At 74.4% G+C, this 16,209-nt stretch carries 12 protein-coding genes; 5 read left to right on the forward strand and 7 right to left on the reverse strand.

All coding sequences use genetic code 11. The features are described 5' to 3' along the window. Positions 1–99 precede the first annotated feature (99 nt). On the forward strand, positions 100–1,131 hold the full coding sequence (locus tag ACIBPC_RS11950) for a hypothetical protein (protein ID WP_398843374.1): 1,032 nt from the start codon (positions 100–102) through the stop codon (positions 1,129–1,131). Here the strand turns inward: ACIBPC_RS11950 and ACIBPC_RS11955 are convergent. Further along, entirely contained in the window at positions 1,116–2,000 is an 885-nt protein-coding gene (locus tag ACIBPC_RS11955; RefSeq protein WP_362959014.1) for a fused MFS/spermidine synthase, read from the reverse strand. The two genes, ACIBPC_RS11950 and ACIBPC_RS11955, sit on opposite strands and share 16 nt — an antisense overlap. Positions 2,001–2,183: 183 nt before the next feature. On the opposite strand from ACIBPC_RS11955, the gene ACIBPC_RS11960 reads away from it, so the two are divergent. Beyond that, complete coding sequence (locus ACIBPC_RS11960; protein ID WP_398843377.1) at positions 2,184–3,092, forward strand: undecaprenyl-diphosphate phosphatase; 909 nt, start codon at positions 2,184–2,186, stop codon at positions 3,090–3,092. A gap of 36 nt (positions 3,093–3,128) precedes the next feature. Here ACIBPC_RS11960 and ACIBPC_RS11965 read toward each other — a convergent pair whose 3' ends face one another. Continuing rightward, entirely contained in the window at positions 3,129–6,899 is a 3,771-nt protein-coding gene (locus ACIBPC_RS11965) for a S8 family serine peptidase (RefSeq protein WP_398843380.1), read from the reverse strand. Between the two features lie 216 nt (positions 6,900–7,115). Between ACIBPC_RS11965 and ACIBPC_RS11970 the strand changes: the two genes are divergently transcribed. Continuing rightward, the gene (locus ACIBPC_RS11970) at positions 7,116–8,114 is read left to right on the forward strand and encodes a helix-turn-helix domain-containing protein (protein WP_398843382.1); all 999 of its coding nucleotides are present in this window, start codon (positions 7,116–7,118) and stop codon (positions 8,112–8,114) included. 7 nt (positions 8,115–8,121) lie between these two features. Here ACIBPC_RS11970 and ACIBPC_RS11975 read toward each other — a convergent pair whose 3' ends face one another. From ACIBPC_RS11975 to ACIBPC_RS11995, 5 genes are all read right to left on the reverse strand, one after another. Beyond that, entirely contained in the window at positions 8,122–9,024 is a 903-nt protein-coding gene (locus tag ACIBPC_RS11975; protein ID WP_398843385.1) for a Gfo/Idh/MocA family protein, read from the reverse strand. 140 nt (positions 9,025–9,164) lie between these two features. After that, positions 9,165–9,836: a uracil-DNA glycosylase gene (gene ung / locus ACIBPC_RS11980; protein WP_398843388.1), complete on the reverse strand. Its 672-nt coding sequence runs from the start codon at positions 9,834–9,836 to the stop codon at positions 9,165–9,167. A 102-nt stretch (positions 9,837–9,938) separates the two neighbouring features. After that, entirely contained in the window at positions 9,939–10,700 is a 762-nt protein-coding gene (gene fabG / locus ACIBPC_RS11985) for a 3-oxoacyl-ACP reductase FabG (protein ID WP_362958999.1), read from the reverse strand. Between the two features lie 89 nt (positions 10,701–10,789). Further along, the gene (locus ACIBPC_RS11990) at positions 10,790–11,176 is read right to left on the reverse strand and encodes a DUF3037 domain-containing protein (RefSeq protein WP_362958996.1); all 387 of its coding nucleotides are present in this window, start codon (positions 11,174–11,176) and stop codon (positions 10,790–10,792) included. Then, the gene (locus ACIBPC_RS11995) at positions 11,173–12,006 is read right to left on the reverse strand and encodes a HipA family kinase (RefSeq protein WP_362958993.1); all 834 of its coding nucleotides are present in this window, start codon (positions 12,004–12,006) and stop codon (positions 11,173–11,175) included. Before ACIBPC_RS11995 ends, ACIBPC_RS11990 begins: the two co-directional genes overlap by 4 nt. A gap of 201 nt (positions 12,007–12,207) precedes the next feature. On the opposite strand from ACIBPC_RS11995, the gene ACIBPC_RS12000 reads away from it, so the two are divergent. Continuing rightward, complete coding sequence (locus tag ACIBPC_RS12000) at positions 12,208–13,029, forward strand: FAD binding domain-containing protein (RefSeq protein ID WP_398843391.1); 822 nt, start codon at positions 12,208–12,210, stop codon at positions 13,027–13,029. Further along, positions 13,026–15,836: a molybdopterin-dependent oxidoreductase gene (locus ACIBPC_RS12005; protein ID WP_398843393.1), complete on the forward strand. Its 2,811-nt coding sequence runs from the start codon at positions 13,026–13,028 to the stop codon at positions 15,834–15,836. The genes ACIBPC_RS12000 and ACIBPC_RS12005 overlap by 4 nt, the downstream gene beginning before the upstream one ends. Positions 15,837–16,209: the final 373 nt, after the last annotated feature.

Consider the following 16,209-nt stretch of genomic DNA (forward strand, 5'->3'; position numbering starts at 1 on the left):
CGGTGCGGGCGGCGCGCGGAACGGGCTTTCGTCCCAGCACGGCAGCAATCCGGCGGCCGGTGCCCCGGCGCGGGCCCGGCGGCTTTAAGGTCACCTCCCATGGGACCAGGAGAGCAGCGGCACGGGGGCGACGCCACCCCTTCGTGGTCGAACCCCTATCAGCAGCCGGGTTATCAGCAGCCGAATCCGTACCAGTCGCAGCAGGGCGCGTACCCGCCGCACGGCTCCGGGCCGGTGACCGGCGGCGGCACGGTGTGGAACCCGCCGGGCCCGCCCGCGCCGGTGGACGAGCCGGGCGGCGGGCAGGGCGGCGGCCCCGGCGGCAGGCGGCGCGGCGGGCGGCTCGCGGTCGCCGTCGTCGCGGGGGTCACGGTCGTGGCCGCGCTGGTGGTCGCCGGTGTGTACGTCCTCGGCGGCGACAGCGGCGGCGGGGACGAACCGGCGGCGCACGGCGGCAGCGAGGAGCCGGAGCCGGAGGAGGAGCGCTCGATCGCGCCCGACGACCCGCGGCAGGGCGTGCTCCAGGTGCCGGACCCGGTCGTCGCCCCCGACTGGCAGGTCCAGACGAGCGAGAACCGGGGCAGCGCCTTCGACGTCCCGCCCGACGACTGGTCCATAGGCCCCGAGGGCACCTACATCGGCTACGAGGACGACCGGCCCGACGCGGAGGACCCCGGCTCCCCGCTGGTGTCGATGACGGCCGTCGCGATTTATCAGAACGGCTGGTGCCCGGAGGCCGAGGGCGGCAGCGAGCGCGCGCTGGCGGGCACCAAGGGCGCCCAGGGCGCGACGGGCACGGCCGAGGCGGCGGAGAACGAGGCCCGCAACTGGGTGCTCGCCGCCTACGACCAGGCGCAGGAGGGCACGCTCGACGTCTCGGCGGCCGAACCGTTCGAGAGCGACCACGGGCTCAGCGGCCATGTCGTGCGGGCGACCGTCACCGGCGTGCCGGAGGACCCGGAGCAGCCCTGCGGGACGCCGGACGGGAAGGTCGTCGCGTTCACCTACCTCAACGAGCGCAACGACCTCGCCACCTGGGTGCTGGTCGCCGACGCGGGCGTCCCCGACGAGCTGGACGACGAGACGATCGACACCATGATGCGCAGCCTGCGGCCCTACCCGGCCGAATGATCCGCGCCCCCCGCCGACCCGACGCGCGGCGTGCCGAACGTCCCGGCGGGCGGCCGGGGCGAGGGCACGGCGGCCTCGTCGGCGACCGGCCGCGCGTCGCCGGTCAGCCCGGCGAGCGCCGGGCCGTGGACCAGGCGGGCGGGGAACGGGTCGGCGGCGGCCCGGCGCGTCAGCGCGTCGAGCGGCAGCGGGGCGTGCCCGGCGACGATGACGGCGTTCCCGAAGCGGCGCCCGCGCAGCATCACCGGCTCGGCGATCAGGCAGACCTCCGCGAAGGCGGCGGCCAGCGTGGCGAGCTGGGGCCGCAGGAAGCCGAACGGGGCGGTGTCCGCGACGTTCGCCGCGTACAGGCCGCCGGGGCGCAGGACGCGGGCGGCGGCGCGGGCGTAGCCGAGCGTGGTGAGCCGGGCCGGGACGCGCGCGCCACCGAAGACGTCCGCGACGATCACGTCGGCGGAGGCCGCGGGGGCGCGGGTCACGGCGTCGCGGGCGTCGGCCGTCACGACCTCGATGCCCGCGCCGCCGGGCAGCGGCAGCCGTTCGGCGACGAGCGCGGCGAGCGCGCGGTCCGCCTCCACCACGCGCTGGCGCGAGCCGGGGCGGGTGGCGGCGGCGTAGCGGGGCAGGGTGAGGCCGCCGCCGCCGAGGTGGAGGACGTCGAGCGGGCGGCCGGGTGACGCGGCGGTGTCGAGGACGTGAGCGATCCGGCGCACGTACTCGAACTCCAGGTGAAGAGGATCGTCCAGATCGACGTACGACTGGGCCGTCCCGTCCACGGTGAGCAGCCAGGCGTTCGGCCTGTCGAGATCGGGCAGGAGGCGGGCGGTGCCCAGGTCCACGGCCCTGACGACGGGGATCGGCTCGGTCACGGCTCCATTGTCCCGCGCGTCCCGGCGGCCCCGCGGGCGGGTGGGCGCGGCGGCGTCCGCTGTGCGGGGCGGCCGGGCGTCTGGCTTAGAGTGATCTCCGCTTGCCAGCCTTGCCCCGTCCTGCTCAGTCTTGCCCAGCCCGCCCCTCCGCCTCCGCCACACTCACGGGATGCCGCAGAGTCCATGTCTTGGTTCGAATCGTTGATCCTCGGGCTCGTGCAGGGGCTGACGGAGTTCCTGCCGATCTCGTCCAGTGCCCACCTGCGGCTGACGGCGGTCGCGTTCGACTGGGAGGACCCGGGCGCGGCGTTCACGGCCGTCACCCAGATCGGCACCGAGGCGGCGGTGATCATCTACTTCCGCAAGGACATCGCCAGGATCGTGGCCGCGTGGTTCCGCTCGCTCACCGACAAGGCCGCCCGCGCCGAGCCGGACGCGCGGATGGGCTGGCTGGTGATCGTCGGCTCGATCCCCATCGGCGTGCTGGGCCTGACGCTGCAGGACGCGATCGAGGGCCCGTTCCGCGACCTGCGGCTGATCGCCGTCAACCTGATCGTGCTCGGCATCGTCCTCGGGGTGGCGGACCGGCTGGCGATGCGTGACGCGACGGGCGGGCGGCACCGCGCCGTCCGGGAGCGGAAGACCCTCGACCAGCTCACCGTGCGCGACGGCCTGGTCTACGGGCTGTGCCAGGCGATGGCGCTGGTGCCCGGCGTGTCGCGGTCGGGCGCGACGATCACGGGCGGCCTGTTCCTCGGCTACCGGCGGGAGGCGGCGGCGCGCTACTCGTTCCTCCTCGCGATCCCCGCGGTCGTGGCGTCGGGGGCGTACGAGCTGACGTCGATCGGCGAGGAGGGGTCGCACGTCCGGTGGGGGCCGACGATCTTCGCGACCGTGATCGCGTTCGGCGTCGGGTACGCGATCATCGCGTGGTTCATGAAGTACATCTCGACGCGCAGCTTCATGCCGTTCGTCTGGTACCGCATCGTGGTCGGGGCCGTGCTGCTGGCGCTGATCTGGTTCGGCGTCGTGGAGCCGCACGCGGGGGACGACATCGGCACCGGGGACGAGACGTCCCAGGTGGAGGGCTGAGGCCGGCCCCCGTGGCGGGGGCCGGCCCTGGCGTGCTCAGCCCTGGTGCAGGTACGCGCCGGTGACGGTCTGGCGCACCTGGTTCCCGTCGTCGTCGCGCGCGGTGACCCGCAGCGTCACCGGCACGTCGCCCCGTACGCCGCGCGGGCGTTCGAGGGTGGCGCGGAACGTGCCGTCGCGCTGTTCCCTGATCCGCTCGGCCCGGACGAACGAGCCGCCGCCGTCCCACGACGCCTCGACGCGCAGCGTCACGTCGTCGGGGTCCACCGGCCCGTCCTGCCGCCGCACCCGCAGGTCCACGGTGTGCGAGCGGTGCCGGACGGTGCCCGCGGCGTCGGCGCCGAGGTCGTAGTCGAGCTGGAGCAGCGGCAGGGGCCGGGCGGTGTCGGTGTGCCGCGACCGGAACCACCAGGACGTCTCGGTGGCCGTGGACAGGGCCCACGACGCGTCGGCGCGCTCCGTGGCGAGGTCCAGCCGGTAGCCGGCCGTGCCGGGCGGGACCTGGATGTCGGCGTACCCTTCGTCGGCGCGGCCGATCTCCGTGCCGTCGCGGTGGAGGGACAGGGACACCCGGTCGCCGTCGAGCGCGCGTCCCCAGTGGCCGTCCGCGTCGGTGAACTCGGGGACGCGCAGCGCCATCGTGTCCCCTTCGCGGACGCCGGGCGTGCCGGTGCCCTCGGGGGCGGCGGGCCGTACGGGTCCGGCGAACCACGATTCGGTGAGGCGGTCGCGCGGCCCGTAGGTCCGCTGCGCGCCGCGCAGCCCGATGTCGGTGACGGGGATGTCGTAGAAGTAGGGCAGGGTGTGGTGGACGAAGTGCTGCCATTGCGTGTCGCCCGAGCTGACGTACTCGGTGCGCTCGGTGCCGGTCATCACGTCGCGCGGGGAGTCGAGCAGGGCCACGCCCTGGTGCGGGCGCCAGCCGATGCGCTGCGCCGAGGCCCACGGGCTGCCGCCCATCTCGGCGTAGGTGGTGCGGATCTCGGCGGTGTTGCCGTCGCCGACGGTGTGGACCACCCGGTCGGGGATGCGGCCGGAGGACACCTGCATGACGTCGTAGAGGTACGGGCTGGCGGGCGTGCTGTCGAGGGTGACGGTGGTGCGCCGGGCGGCGGCGCGTTCCAGCAGTGCCGTGCCCTCCTCGTGGCTCACCCTGATCAGGGGGACGGCCGTCCTGGTGGAGTCGTTCGGGCGCCAGCGGCTCCAGGCGGTCTGGTCGGGGGCCGCGACGGTGACGACCGCGGCGGCGCCCGCGGCCCTGGCCCGTTCGGTGAAGGCGAAGTAGTCCTCCGGTTCGTCGCGGATGACGGCCAGCGCGCCGCGTGCGCGGGAGAAGTCGGGCCTGGCCGCGCTGCCCGCGTCCACGGCCGTGAGGGTGGTGCGGTCGCGCGGGAGCAGGGACGAGACGGACAGGTAGTACGGGGTGAGGCCGGTGCCGCGCCCGCCGTGCACCTCGCCGGTGAGCAGGGGGGCGACGAGCTGCCAGCGCGAGGCGAACTCGAAGGTGCCGCGCGTGACCTGGCGGGTCGGCGAGACCAGCAGGTGGGACTGGCCGACGGGGTAGGCGACCGAGTGGGTCCAGCGGCGGCCGTCCAGCTCGCGGAAGATCTGGTAGCTGGCCCAGTTGCGCTGCTCGGCGGGGCGGGGGGTGCGGATCTCGACGGGGGTGACGGCGCGCCGGTCGATGACGATCTCGCGGTCGTCGGTGACGTTCACCTCGGGCAGGTAGACCGCGCGGAGCTGCGGCAGGCCGTCGTCGGGGTCGGTGCCGTCGTCGCTGATGTCGGCCACCGTGTAGGTGCCCTCCTCGACCTCGGCCGACAGCGGGGAGGTGGAGTCGGGGACGACGAAGCCGTCCTCGGCCTTGATGAGCGGCCATTCGGAGGGCCTGGGCTCGCCGTTCTGGTCGATGACGGTCGGGGTGAGCGTGTGCTGCGGGCCGTTGACGGCCAGGCTGACGGTCGTGTGGGCGACGGTCGTGCCGTCCGGGGCGGTGGCGCGTACGTAGCCGTACCAGTCGCCGCGCGGGGCGCGTGCCGGGTCGGCGGTGAGGGTGGCCTCGGCGTGGCCGCCCGGCTCGACGCGGACGGTGGACGCGTCCAGGGTGAGGGCGCCGGACGGCAGGGGCTGGCCGCCGTTGGTGGCGAGCGCGGTGTCGAGCGTGAGGGTGACGGGCTCGGTGGAGGTGTTGGTGTACGTGAGGGTGACGGGCTCGGCGTCCTGTCCGGCGTCGTCGGTGCTGAACGGGCCGAGGGCCACCGTGCCGGTCGCGGTGACGCCGCCGAGGACGGCCGCGGCCAGGTCGATCCGGCCGCCGCCCTGGTCGGTGACGGGCGTGCCGGGCCGGGTGACGGCGGTGCTGACCAGGGCGTCCTTGATGCGCTCGCCGTTCCAGTCGGGGTGCTGCTGCGCCAGCAGGGCGGCGGCTCCGGCGACGTGCGGGGTGGCCATGGACGTGCCGGACGCGGCGGTGTAAAGGGCGTCGACGGGCGTGCCCATGCCCGTGCCGGAGGCGCGGGCGGCGACGATGCCGACGCCGGGCGCGGTGACGTCGGGCTTGACCGCGGCGTCGCCCGGCAGGGGGCCGCGGCTGGAGAACGGGGCCAGCTCGTCGTCGCGGTCCACGGCGCCCACGGTCAGCGCGCCCGCGGCGGCGCCGGGCGAGCCGACGGTGCTCCTGCCGTTCTCGCCGGTGTTGCCGGCCGCGACGACGAAGAGGGTGCCGGTCTCGGCGGCCAGCGTGTCCAGGGCCAGGCTCATCGGGTCGGTGCCGTCGGACGGGGTGTCGGAGCCGAGGCTCATGTTGACGACGTCGGCGCCCTGTGCGACGGCCCACTCCATCCCGGCGATGACGTCGGACTCGGAGCCGGTGCCGTCGTCGCCGAGCACCTTGCCGACGAGGAGGTCGGCGGCCGGGGCCACGCCGGGGCGGCTGCCGCCCGCTCCGGCGCCGCTGCCGCCGACGGTGGCGGCGACGTGGGTGCCGTGGCCGTACGCGTCGTGGGTGCCGCCGGAGCCGGAGAAGTCCTCGGCTCCGGCGACGCGGCCCGCCAGGTCCGGGTGGTCCGCGTCGGCGCCGGTGTCGAGGACGGCGACGGTGACGCCCTCGCCCCGGTACCCGGCGTCCCAGGCGGCGGGGGCGTTGATCTGCGCCGTGCTGCGGTCGAGGGTCGCGGTGACGCGGGCGTCGAGGCGGACGCGCGGCAGCGTGGCGCGGGCGGCGGTGAGGGCCGTGCCGGGGGCAGGCGCGAGCGCGTGCCAGAAGTCGTCCAGGTCGTCGGCGGGGACGCGTACCGACGTGGCGTCGATGCTGTCCAGCTCGCGCGACGGCTCGCCGGGCGCGCGCCACCGCGTCAACTCGCCGACGGCGGACGCCGACACGCCCTGCGGACGCAGCACGATCAGCGGGAGCGAGTCGGTGTGCGCGGTGTCGTAGCCCTGCTCGATGAGGGCGGAGACGTCGAAGAGGCCGGGGTCCACCGTCCCGGAGGCGATCAACGGCCAGGCGTCGGAGGGCAGTACGGTCAGGCGGCCGTCCTCCTCGACGGTCTGGAACGCGACGCCGTCCCGGCCGGGTCCTGGGGTGGGCGTGGCGACCTGCCGCCCGTCCTCGACGGTGGTGACGGTCACGGTGTCGCCGGTCACGAGCCGGACGGTGGCCGTGCGGCCCGGCGCGGCGTCCGCCGTGGCGAGGGCGGCGGCGGTGCCCGCCGGTTCGGGTGGTCGCGCCATGGCGGGCGCCGCCGCTCCTGCGGCGAGCGCCAGGCTCGTCGCCAGCACCGCCGCGCGGCGGATGGACCGTGTCATCGTTCTGTTCCTCTCGTGCTGTTCCCCCCGCCTGCCGGGTCCGAGGACCAGCAACAGAATCCGAGTGTCCACCACCGATGTCACGGGCTATCGGTTGTCGCGACAGCGACATGTCACCAACGCGACAACTCCGGCGTCCGCGACACGACATGCGAGGATGAGGCGTCACGGTGGACGGGCGAGCGGTTGCCTGCGCACCGCGCGCGGGGAGGCACGATGCTCGGAGCGGCTGGACTGACGGCGGACGAGGAGCGCGTCTACCGCTACCTGGTGACGGTCGACACCGCGGAGGCCGGGGAGATCGCGGCCCGTACCGGGCTCACCGCGCCCCGGTGCGCGCGCGTGCTCGGCAGACTCGGGCGGATGGGGCTCGCGCACCGCGTGGAGGGCGCGCCGGGTGCCTTCGGCGCCGGGCCGCCCGATGTCGCGCTGCTGCCGCGCCTGCAGGAGGGCGCGTTCGCGCTCGACCGGGCCAGGGAGGCGGTGACCGACCTGCTGGAGACCTACCGCGACACCCGCCGCCGCCACGACGCGATGCAGCTGATCGAGGTCATCACCGGCACGGAGGCGCTGCGCCACCACCTGCACCAGCTCCAGGCGGGCGCGCGGCGGGAGATGCTGTGGTTCTGCAAGGCGCAGTACGTGGCGATGTCGTCGGAGGACAACACCGCCGAGTTCGAGGCGCTGGCCAGGGGCGTGCGCTACCAGGTGCTGTACGAGCGGGCGTGGCTGGAGGGCCCGGGTGCCGTGGACAGCCTGGTCGCCGGGGTGCGGGCGGGCGAGGTGGCCAGGTCGGTGCCGGAACTGCCGCTGCGGCTCGTCGTCGCGGACCGCGCGCTGGCCATCTGCCCGCTGGTGCCCGGCGGTCCGCAGGGCAGCCCGGGGCAGCCGACGGCGGCGCTGGTGCGCGACAGCAGCCTGCTGGACGCGCTGATCGCGCTGTTCGAGCGGTACTGGGAGCACGGGGTGCCGCTGCGGGCCGACGGCACCGAGGCGCCCGGCGGGGCGGTGGGCGCGGACGCGGCCGGGCTGACGGACGGCGACCGGCACCTGCTGTCGCTGCTGGTGTCGGGGGTGACGGACAAGGCGATAGCCAGCCAGCTGCGGCTGAGCCAGCGGACCGTGCAGCGCCGCGTCCAGCAGATGATGCAGGTGACGGGCGCCGCGACGAGGACCCAGCTCGCGTGGCTGGCCGCGCGGAAGAACCTGCTCTAGAGCGCGTTCACCGGTCCCGTGCGGCGGCCTGGACGATCCGTTCGCACAGCTCGTGGGTCAGCAGGGCGTCGCGGGCGTCGAGCGTGCGGCCCGCGCGGACGGCGTCGAGGAACCCCACCGCGACCTGTTCGATGCCGCGCTGGCGTGCGACGGACACCCAGTCGCCGCGGCGGCGGACGCTCGGCTGGCCCTTGTGGTCGATGATCGCGGCCAGGTCGCGTACCTCGCGCTTGGCGTCCTGCCCGGACACCTCCAGGATCTCCTCGGCCGACCCTGAGAGCCTGTTCATGGCGCCGACGGCGGTGAAGCCGTCGCCGGAGAGCTGGAGGACGACGTGGTGCAACAGCCCGTCGCGGACGCGGGTGGTGATGTGCGTGTCCTCGACCGGGCCCGGCACGAGGAAGCGCAGTGTGTCGGCGACGTGGATGAAGTCGTCGAAGACCATGCGGCGCGGGTCCTCGGGGAGGCCGCGGCGGTGCTTCTGGAGGATGATCAGGTCGCGGGGGTGGTCGAGGCAGTGCGCGTACGCGGGGGCGTGCCGCCGGTTGAAGCCGACGGTGAGGCTGATCTCGCGGGCCTCGGCCAGGTCGGCGAGACGCTTGGCGTCGTCCAGACGGAACGCGAGGGGCTTGTCCACGAACGTCGGTATGCCCGCCGTCAGCAGCCGCGTCACGATCTCGGGGTGCGCGGCGGTCGGGGCGTGGACGAACGCCGCGTCCGGGCGGGCGGCCAGCAGCGCGTCCAGGTCGGCGTGGCGGTGGGCGTCGGGGACGCGGTAGGCGCGCGCGACCCGTTCCAGCGTGGCCGGGGTGCGGGTGTACAGGTGGGGTTCGACGCCCGGCTGGGTGGTGAGCACCGGCAGGTACGCCTTCTGGGCTATGTCGCCGAGCCCGATCACGCCGACTCTCACGCGTGCTCCTCGCTGTGCATGTCTTGGGGTCCGCGCGTCGCGGCCGGCGGGCGCGCGGTGGGGGGAGGCGGTGCCGTGGAGCGGAAGCATACGCGGACGGCCGTGCCCCTCCGCGCGCCGGGAGGGGCACGGTGCGCGGGTCAGGCGCCGAGGTCCGGGATGCGCCAGTCCACGGGGCTGTGGCCCTGTGCCTCGATCGCCGCGTCGATCTGCGTGAACGGCCGCGAGCCGAAGAACTTCTTGGCCGACAGCGGCGACGGGTGCGCGCCCTTGACGACGGCGTGCCGTTCCGTGTCGATGAGCGGCAGCTTCTTCTGGGCGTAGGCGCCCCACAGGACGAAGACGGCCGGGTCGGGGCGGTCCGCGACGGCGCGGATCACCGCGTCGGTGAACTTCTCCCAGCCCTTGCCCTTGTGCGAGTTGGGCTCGCCCGACCGCACGGTCAGCACCGCGTTGAGCAGCAGCACGCCCTGCTCGGCCCACGGCATGAGGTAGCCGTTGTCGGGGACGGGCAGGCCCTTCTCGGCGTGCAGCTCCTTGTAGATGTTCCGCAGCGAGGGGGGCGTGCGGACGCCGGGGCGCACGGAGAAGCACAGCCCGTGGCCCTGGCCCTCGCCGTGGTACGGGTCCTGGCCGAGGACGAGCACCTTCACCTGGTCGAAGGGGGTCGCCGCCAGCGCGGCGAACACCTCGTCCCGGGGCGGGTAGACCGGCCCGCGTGCCCGTTCCTCCTCAACGAACTCGGTCAGCTCCTTGAAGTAGGGCTTGCCCAGCTCGTCGCCAAGAACGTCCTGCCAGGACTCGGGCAGCATGCCGATCACCTCTGTGTTGGGTCCAAGATCCGTTGTGGGCCCAACGTACCGGCCGCCACTGACAACGGTGCGCCGCTCCCCCGAAGTCCCGTGCGGGCGCGGTCAGTCGAGCGGTCCGCCCGCGACGTACAGGACCTGTCCCGAGACGAACCCGGCGTCGTCGCCGGTGAAGAAGGCGATCGCGTTCGCGACGTCGTCGGGGCGGCCGACGCGGCGCACGGGGATGCGCTCGGCGGCGGCCCGCTGGAAGTCGTCGAAGCCGACGCCGACCCGCGCGGCGGTGTCCGCCGTCATGTCGGTGGCGATGAAGCCGGGCGCGACGGCGTTCGCGGTGATGCCGAACTTGCCCAGCTCGATGGCGAGCGTCTTGGTGAAGCCCTGGAGACCGGCCTTGGCGGCGGAGTAGTTGGCCTGGCCGCGGTTGCCGAGGGCGGAGCTGGACGAGAGGCTGACGACGCGCCCGAACCCGGCGTCCACCATGTGCGCCTGGCAGGCGCGCGCCATCAGGAACGCGCCGCGCAGGTGGACGCCGAGCACTGTGTCCCAGTCGCTGTCCGTCATGCGGAACAGCAGGTTGTCGCGCAGGACACCGGCGTTGTTGACGAGGACGACGGGCGGGCCGAGTTCGTCCGCGACGCGGGCGACCGCGGCCGTCACCGCGTCGGTGTCGGCGACGTCGGCGCCCACCGCGACGGCGGTGCCGCCGTCCGCCCTGATGCGGTCCACCGTCCCGGCGCAGGCGGCCTCGTCGAGGTCGAGCACGGCGACCGCGCGGCCCTCCGCCGCCAGCCGGACGGCGGTGGCCGCGCCGATGCCCCTGGCCGCGCCGGTGACGATCGCCACGCGCTGCTCGCTCCGCACCATGGATGTCCCTCTCCTCGCCCGGTGGACGACCGGTGACTACCGGCCGGTAACTCCCTCGGCGACGACGCTAGGAGGCGCGTACCGCTCTGTCAACGGACCAGTATGTCCAGCAGCCGGTCCGCCTCGGCGGCGGGATCGCCCGTGAGCCCGGTGTGCACCGGCCCCGGCTGGACGACGGTGCTGCGCGGGGCGACCAGCCAGCGGAAACGGCGGCCCGTCTCGTCCCCTGCCGCCGCGCCCGCCGCAGCGCCGCCGCGGCAGACGCACTCGGCGGCGTGCAGCGCCGCGCGCACGCCGGTCGTGTCGGCGCCGGGGTCGAGGGCGCGCAGGCGGTCCTCGTCCAGGTGCGTGCGGGCGGCGAGGAACGAGCGTGCGCGGCAGTAGACGAGCACCCCGGCGTTGATGAACTCCCCGCGCTCGACGCGGGGGACGACGCGCAGCACCGCGTACTCGAAGACGTCGCGGGCGGCGTTCATCGGGTGCTCCCGTCGGTGGTGCGGTGGAGGCGGCCGGTCAGCCAGCCGGGGGCCTGGGACGGCCGGTCGGGGGTGGGGGCGCCGAGGGTGATCCGCTCCGCCAGGCCGGTGGAACGGGCGGCGAGCGCGGCGGCGTAGGCCGCGCGTACGTCGTCGGGGCCGTCGAAGCCGGGCTCGTCGGCGAGCCAGGCGTCGGGGACGTCGGCCACGGCGTCGGCGATCAGCCCGGGCGTCAGGCGGGGCGCCAGCTCGGCCGACGCGGCGGCGAGGTCGGGGCCGAAGGGGGCGAGCGCGTGGTCGGACGCGTCGTAGGGCCGGGCGGCGGACGTGGCGGCGCCGGGCCAGTTGTGGTGCCAGATGAGGGCGGCGCCGTGGTCGATCAGCCACAGGTCGCCGTGCCAGACCAGGAGGTTGGGGTTGCGCCAGGACCGGTCCACGTTGCCCACGAGGGCGTCGAACCAGACGACGCGCCCGGCCTCCAGCGGGTCCACGGCGTAGGCCAGCGGGTCGAAGCCGAGGGAGCCGGGCAGGAAGTCCATGCCGAGGTTGAGGCCGCCGCTGGCCTTGAGGAGCTGCTGCACCTCCTGGTCGGGCTCGCCGAGGCCGATCACCGGGTCGAGCCACATCGCCACCAGGTCCGGCACCCGCAGCCCGAGGCGCCGGGCGAGCCCGCCGCAGATCACCTCGGCGACCAGCGACTTGCGGCCCTGCCCCGCGCCGGTGAACTTCATGACATACGTGCCGAGGTCGTCCGCCTCCACGATCCCGGGCAGCGATCCCCCCTCCCGGAGGGGGGTGACGTAGCGGGTGGCGGTGACTTCTGTCAGCATTTCGCCAGGCTATCCGACCCCCGCGCGCCCGCCCGGCTCACCTGCCCCTGCTCGCCCTGACCCGTTCGGCGTCGGGCAGTTCCACGGATCCGGCGGATGCGGCGCTTGGGCGATCCTCCGGGCTCCGGCGCCGCGGTGGCCGGGCTTTCTGTGGTGTCGGCCAGTCGTCCGGGCCGCGCCGTGAATGCTTCACTGACGGTCATGGACCTGAACACGGTGGTCGAGGTGCGCGACGCCCGCGATCCCGCGCCCTGGCGCCCCGGCGACGCCTGGCTCGGCGGCGGCACGTACCTGTTCTCCGAGCCGCAGCCGCACCTGCGGCGCCTGGTGGACCTCAGCCGCACCGGCTGGACTCCCGCGCGGCTCCACGGCGACGGCTCGCTGGAGATCGCCGCGACGTGCACGATCGCCCAGCTGTCCCGTTACGCCAAGGGCCTCGCCGCCGCGGCGGCGCCGCTGTTCGAGCAGTGCTGCCGCGCGTTCCTCGCCTCGGCCAAGATCTGGAACATGGCCACGGTCGGCGGGAACCTCTGCAACGCCCTCCCGGCCGGTCCGATGATCTCCCTGACGGCGGCGCTGGACGGCGAGTGCCTGCTCCTCGCCCAGGACGGCACGCGCCGCCGGGTCCCGGTCGCCGACTTCGTCACCGGCGCGGGCCGCACCGTGCTGGCCGAGGGCGAGTTGCTGCGCTCCGTCACCCTGCCGGCCCGCGCGCTCGCCTGCCGCACGGCCTTCCGGCAGGCGTCTCTGTACGGTCTCGGCCGCTCCGGCGTGCTGGTGACCGGCACGGCGGACCCGGCCACGGGCGCCCTCGCCGTCACGGTCACCGCCTCGACGGTCCGGCCGGTGCGGCTGGCGTTCCCGCTGCCGCCGGACGCCGCCGCGCTGCGGGCGGCGCTGGACGCGGCCGTGGCCGACGGCGAGTGGTTCGACGACCTCCACGGACTGCCCGCCTGGCGCAGGCACATGACGCTCGGGTACGCGGAGGAGATCCGCCGCGAGCTGGGGCGGGAGGCCGCGTGACACCGGGAATCGAGGTGAACGGGCGCGCGTTCGCCGAGGAGCCGCGCCCCGGCCAGTGCCTGCGCACCTGGCTGCGCGAACGCGGCTGGTTCGGCGTGAAGAAGGGGTGCGACAGCGGGGACTGCGGGGCGTGCACGGTCCATGTGGACGGCGAGCCGGTGCACAGCTGCCTCTACCCGGCGTTCCGCGCCGCGGGCCGCCGCGTCACGACGGTCGAGGGCCTGGCCGCCGAGGACGGCGGGCTCCACCCCGTGCAGCGGCGGTTCCTGGACGCGCAGGGCTTCCAGTGCGGATTCTGCACGGCCGGGTTCCTCATGACGACGGCCGCGCTGGACGAGGAGCAGCTCGCCGACCTGCCGCGCGCGTTCAAGGGCAGCCTGTGCCGCTGCACGGGCTACCGGGCCATCGAGGACGCGGTGCGGGGCGTGTGCCACACCGAGGCGCCGGAGGCGGGCGAGGCGGTGGGCCGCAGCCTGCCCGCGCCCGCCGGGCCGGAGATCGTCACCGGCAGGGCCCGCTACACGTTCGACGTCGATATCCCCGGCGTGCTGCACATGAAGCTGCTGCGCTCGCCGCACGCGCACGCCCGCATCACCGCCATCGACACGTCCGCCGCGCTGCGCGTCCCGGGCGTGCACGCCGTCCTGACCCATCACGACGCGCCCGCGCGGCACTTCTCCACCGCACGCCACGAGCACCCCACCGAGGACCCGGCCGACACGCGCGTCCTCGACGACACGGTCCGCCACGTCGGGCAGCGCGTCGCCGCCGTCGTCGCGGACAGCGAGGCGGCGGCCGAGGAGGGCTGCCGCCGTGTGCGGGTGACGTACGAGGTGCTGCCCGCCGTCCTCACCCCGGAGGCGGCGATGCGGCCGGGCGCGCCCGTGGTGCACGACAAGGACGCGGCGGAGGCGCGGATCGCCCGTCCGGCGGACAACGTGGTCGGCGAGACGCACGTGGAGACGGGCGATGTCGCGGCGGGCTTCGCGGAGGCGGACGAGGTATACGAGGGGGTGTACCGCACCCAGCGCGTGCAGCACGCCAGCCTGGAGACGCACGGCGCGGTGGCGTGGCTGGACGAGGAGGGGCGGCTCACCGTGCGGTCCAGCACGCAGACCCCGTTCCTGACCCGGCGCGGCCTGTGCGACCTCTTCGGCCTCCCTGCGGAGCGCGTGCGGGTCGTCGCGGGGCGGGTGGGCGGGGGGTTCGGCGGCAAGCAGGAGATGCTGGTCGAGGACGTCGTGGCGCTGGCCGTGCTGCGGCTGCGGCGGCCGGTGAAGCTGGAGTACACGCGGGCCGAGCAGTTCCACGGGGCGACGACGCGGCATCCGTTCACGGTCAGAGTGAAGGTGGGCGGGCGGCGGGACGGCACGCTGACGGCGATCCAGCTGCACGTGGTCGCGGACACGGGGGCGTACGGCAACCACGGGCCCGCCGTCATGTTCCACAGCGTCGGCGAGTCCCTGGCGGTCTACCGCGCGCCGCACAAGAAGGCAGACGCGTTCTCCGTCTACACGCACACCGTCCCGGCCGGGGCGTTCCGTGGCTACGGGCTCGGGCAGGTGACGTTCGCGCTGGAGTCGGCGCTGGACGAGCTGGCGCGCGGGCTGGGCCTCGACCCGCTGGAATTCCGCGCGGCGAACGTCGTCGGCCCGGGCGGGGCGGTGGACACCCCGGGCGAGGACGGCGACCTGGGCATCGGCAGCTACGGCCTCGACCAGTGCGTCGGGATCATCCGCCGCGCGCGGGACGAGCCGGTGACGGAACCGGTGCCGGACGGCTGGCTCGTCGGCGAGGGCGCCGCCCTCGCGATGATCGCCACAGGGCCGCCCGGCGGCCACTTCGCCGACGCCACCGCCACGCTGCTGCCGGACGGCACGTACCGACTCGCCGTCGGCACCGCCGAGTTCGGCAACGGCACCACGACCGTGCACCGCCAGATCGCCGCCGGTGAACTCGGCACGACGGTGGACCGGATCACCGTGCGCCAGTCGGACACCGACCTCGTACGGCACGACACCGGCGCGTTCGCGTCCACCGGCGTCGTGGTGGCGGGCAAGGCGACGCTGCGCGCCTCCCGCGCGCTCGCCGCCGTCCTGCTCGACTTCGCCGCCACCCACCTCAGCGTGCCGCGCGACGCCTGCCACCTCACCGGGGCAGCCGTCGTCCATCCCACCGGGCGCCTCCCTCTCAAGACCCTCCACGAGGCAGCCAGGACGGCCGGGGTCCCCCTGACCGCCCACGGCCACTTCGACGGCACGCCGCGCTCGGTCGCGTTCAACGCGCAGTGGTTCCGCGTGGCGGTCGACCCGGACACCGGCGAACTCCGCATCCTGCGCAGCGTCCACGCCGCCGACGCGGGCAAGGTCATGAACCCCCTCCAGTGCCGGGGCCAGATCGAGGGCGGCGTCGCCCAGGGCCTGGGCGCGGCGCTCTGGGAGAACGTGCGCATCGACGCGCGCGGCGAGGTGGAGACGGCCTCCTTCCGCCAGTACCGCCTCCCCCAGTACGCCGACATCCCGCGCACGGAAGTCCACTTCACGGAGACAACAGACGCGATCGGCCCACTGGGCGCCAAATCGATGAGCGAAAGCCCTTTCAACCCGGTGGCCCCCGCGATCGCCAACGCACTGCGCGACGCGACCGGCGTCCGCTTCACCACCCTCCCCCTGACACGCGACCACATCTGGCTCACCCTCCACGACACGGACCTGCCGCCCCACCACAAGGGGCGTCGATCCGACGCCAAGAGCACCTCCCCTCAGCCTTCTCCACATCCCGACAATGGGGCATTTCCAGTAGAGTGAGCACCCCCTTGCTGCTCGACTTCACTCATCCAGCCGATCGCGCCGCTTACCTGGCCGTGGCCATCAACTAATGGCAGGCGACAACCGTGAAGCGGACGCCACACCCGTTCGACACACTGCAGGAATCTATACCGAACTAAATTTTCTGCTCGCCTGGATAATAGACGGATCGCTGGATCGATAACAGCCACTGAACACCGACCTCACGAGCATGGCAACGCTTAGCTCAATTCGCGTGAATTATTTTCGCTTGCCTCGTTGGCGACATGCGGAAATTACTTCTCAACAGGTCGCCAAGTTGCGGGCGTTGGCGGGTGGCGGAAATGTTGACAGCCGACAGCGATACCGCCGCCCGCTCGGCAACATCCATCCG

The sequence above is a fragment of the Streptomyces sp. NPDC049879 genome, assembly GCF_044461265.1.
Lineage (GTDB): Bacteria > Actinomycetota > Actinomycetes > Streptomycetales > Streptomycetaceae > Streptomyces.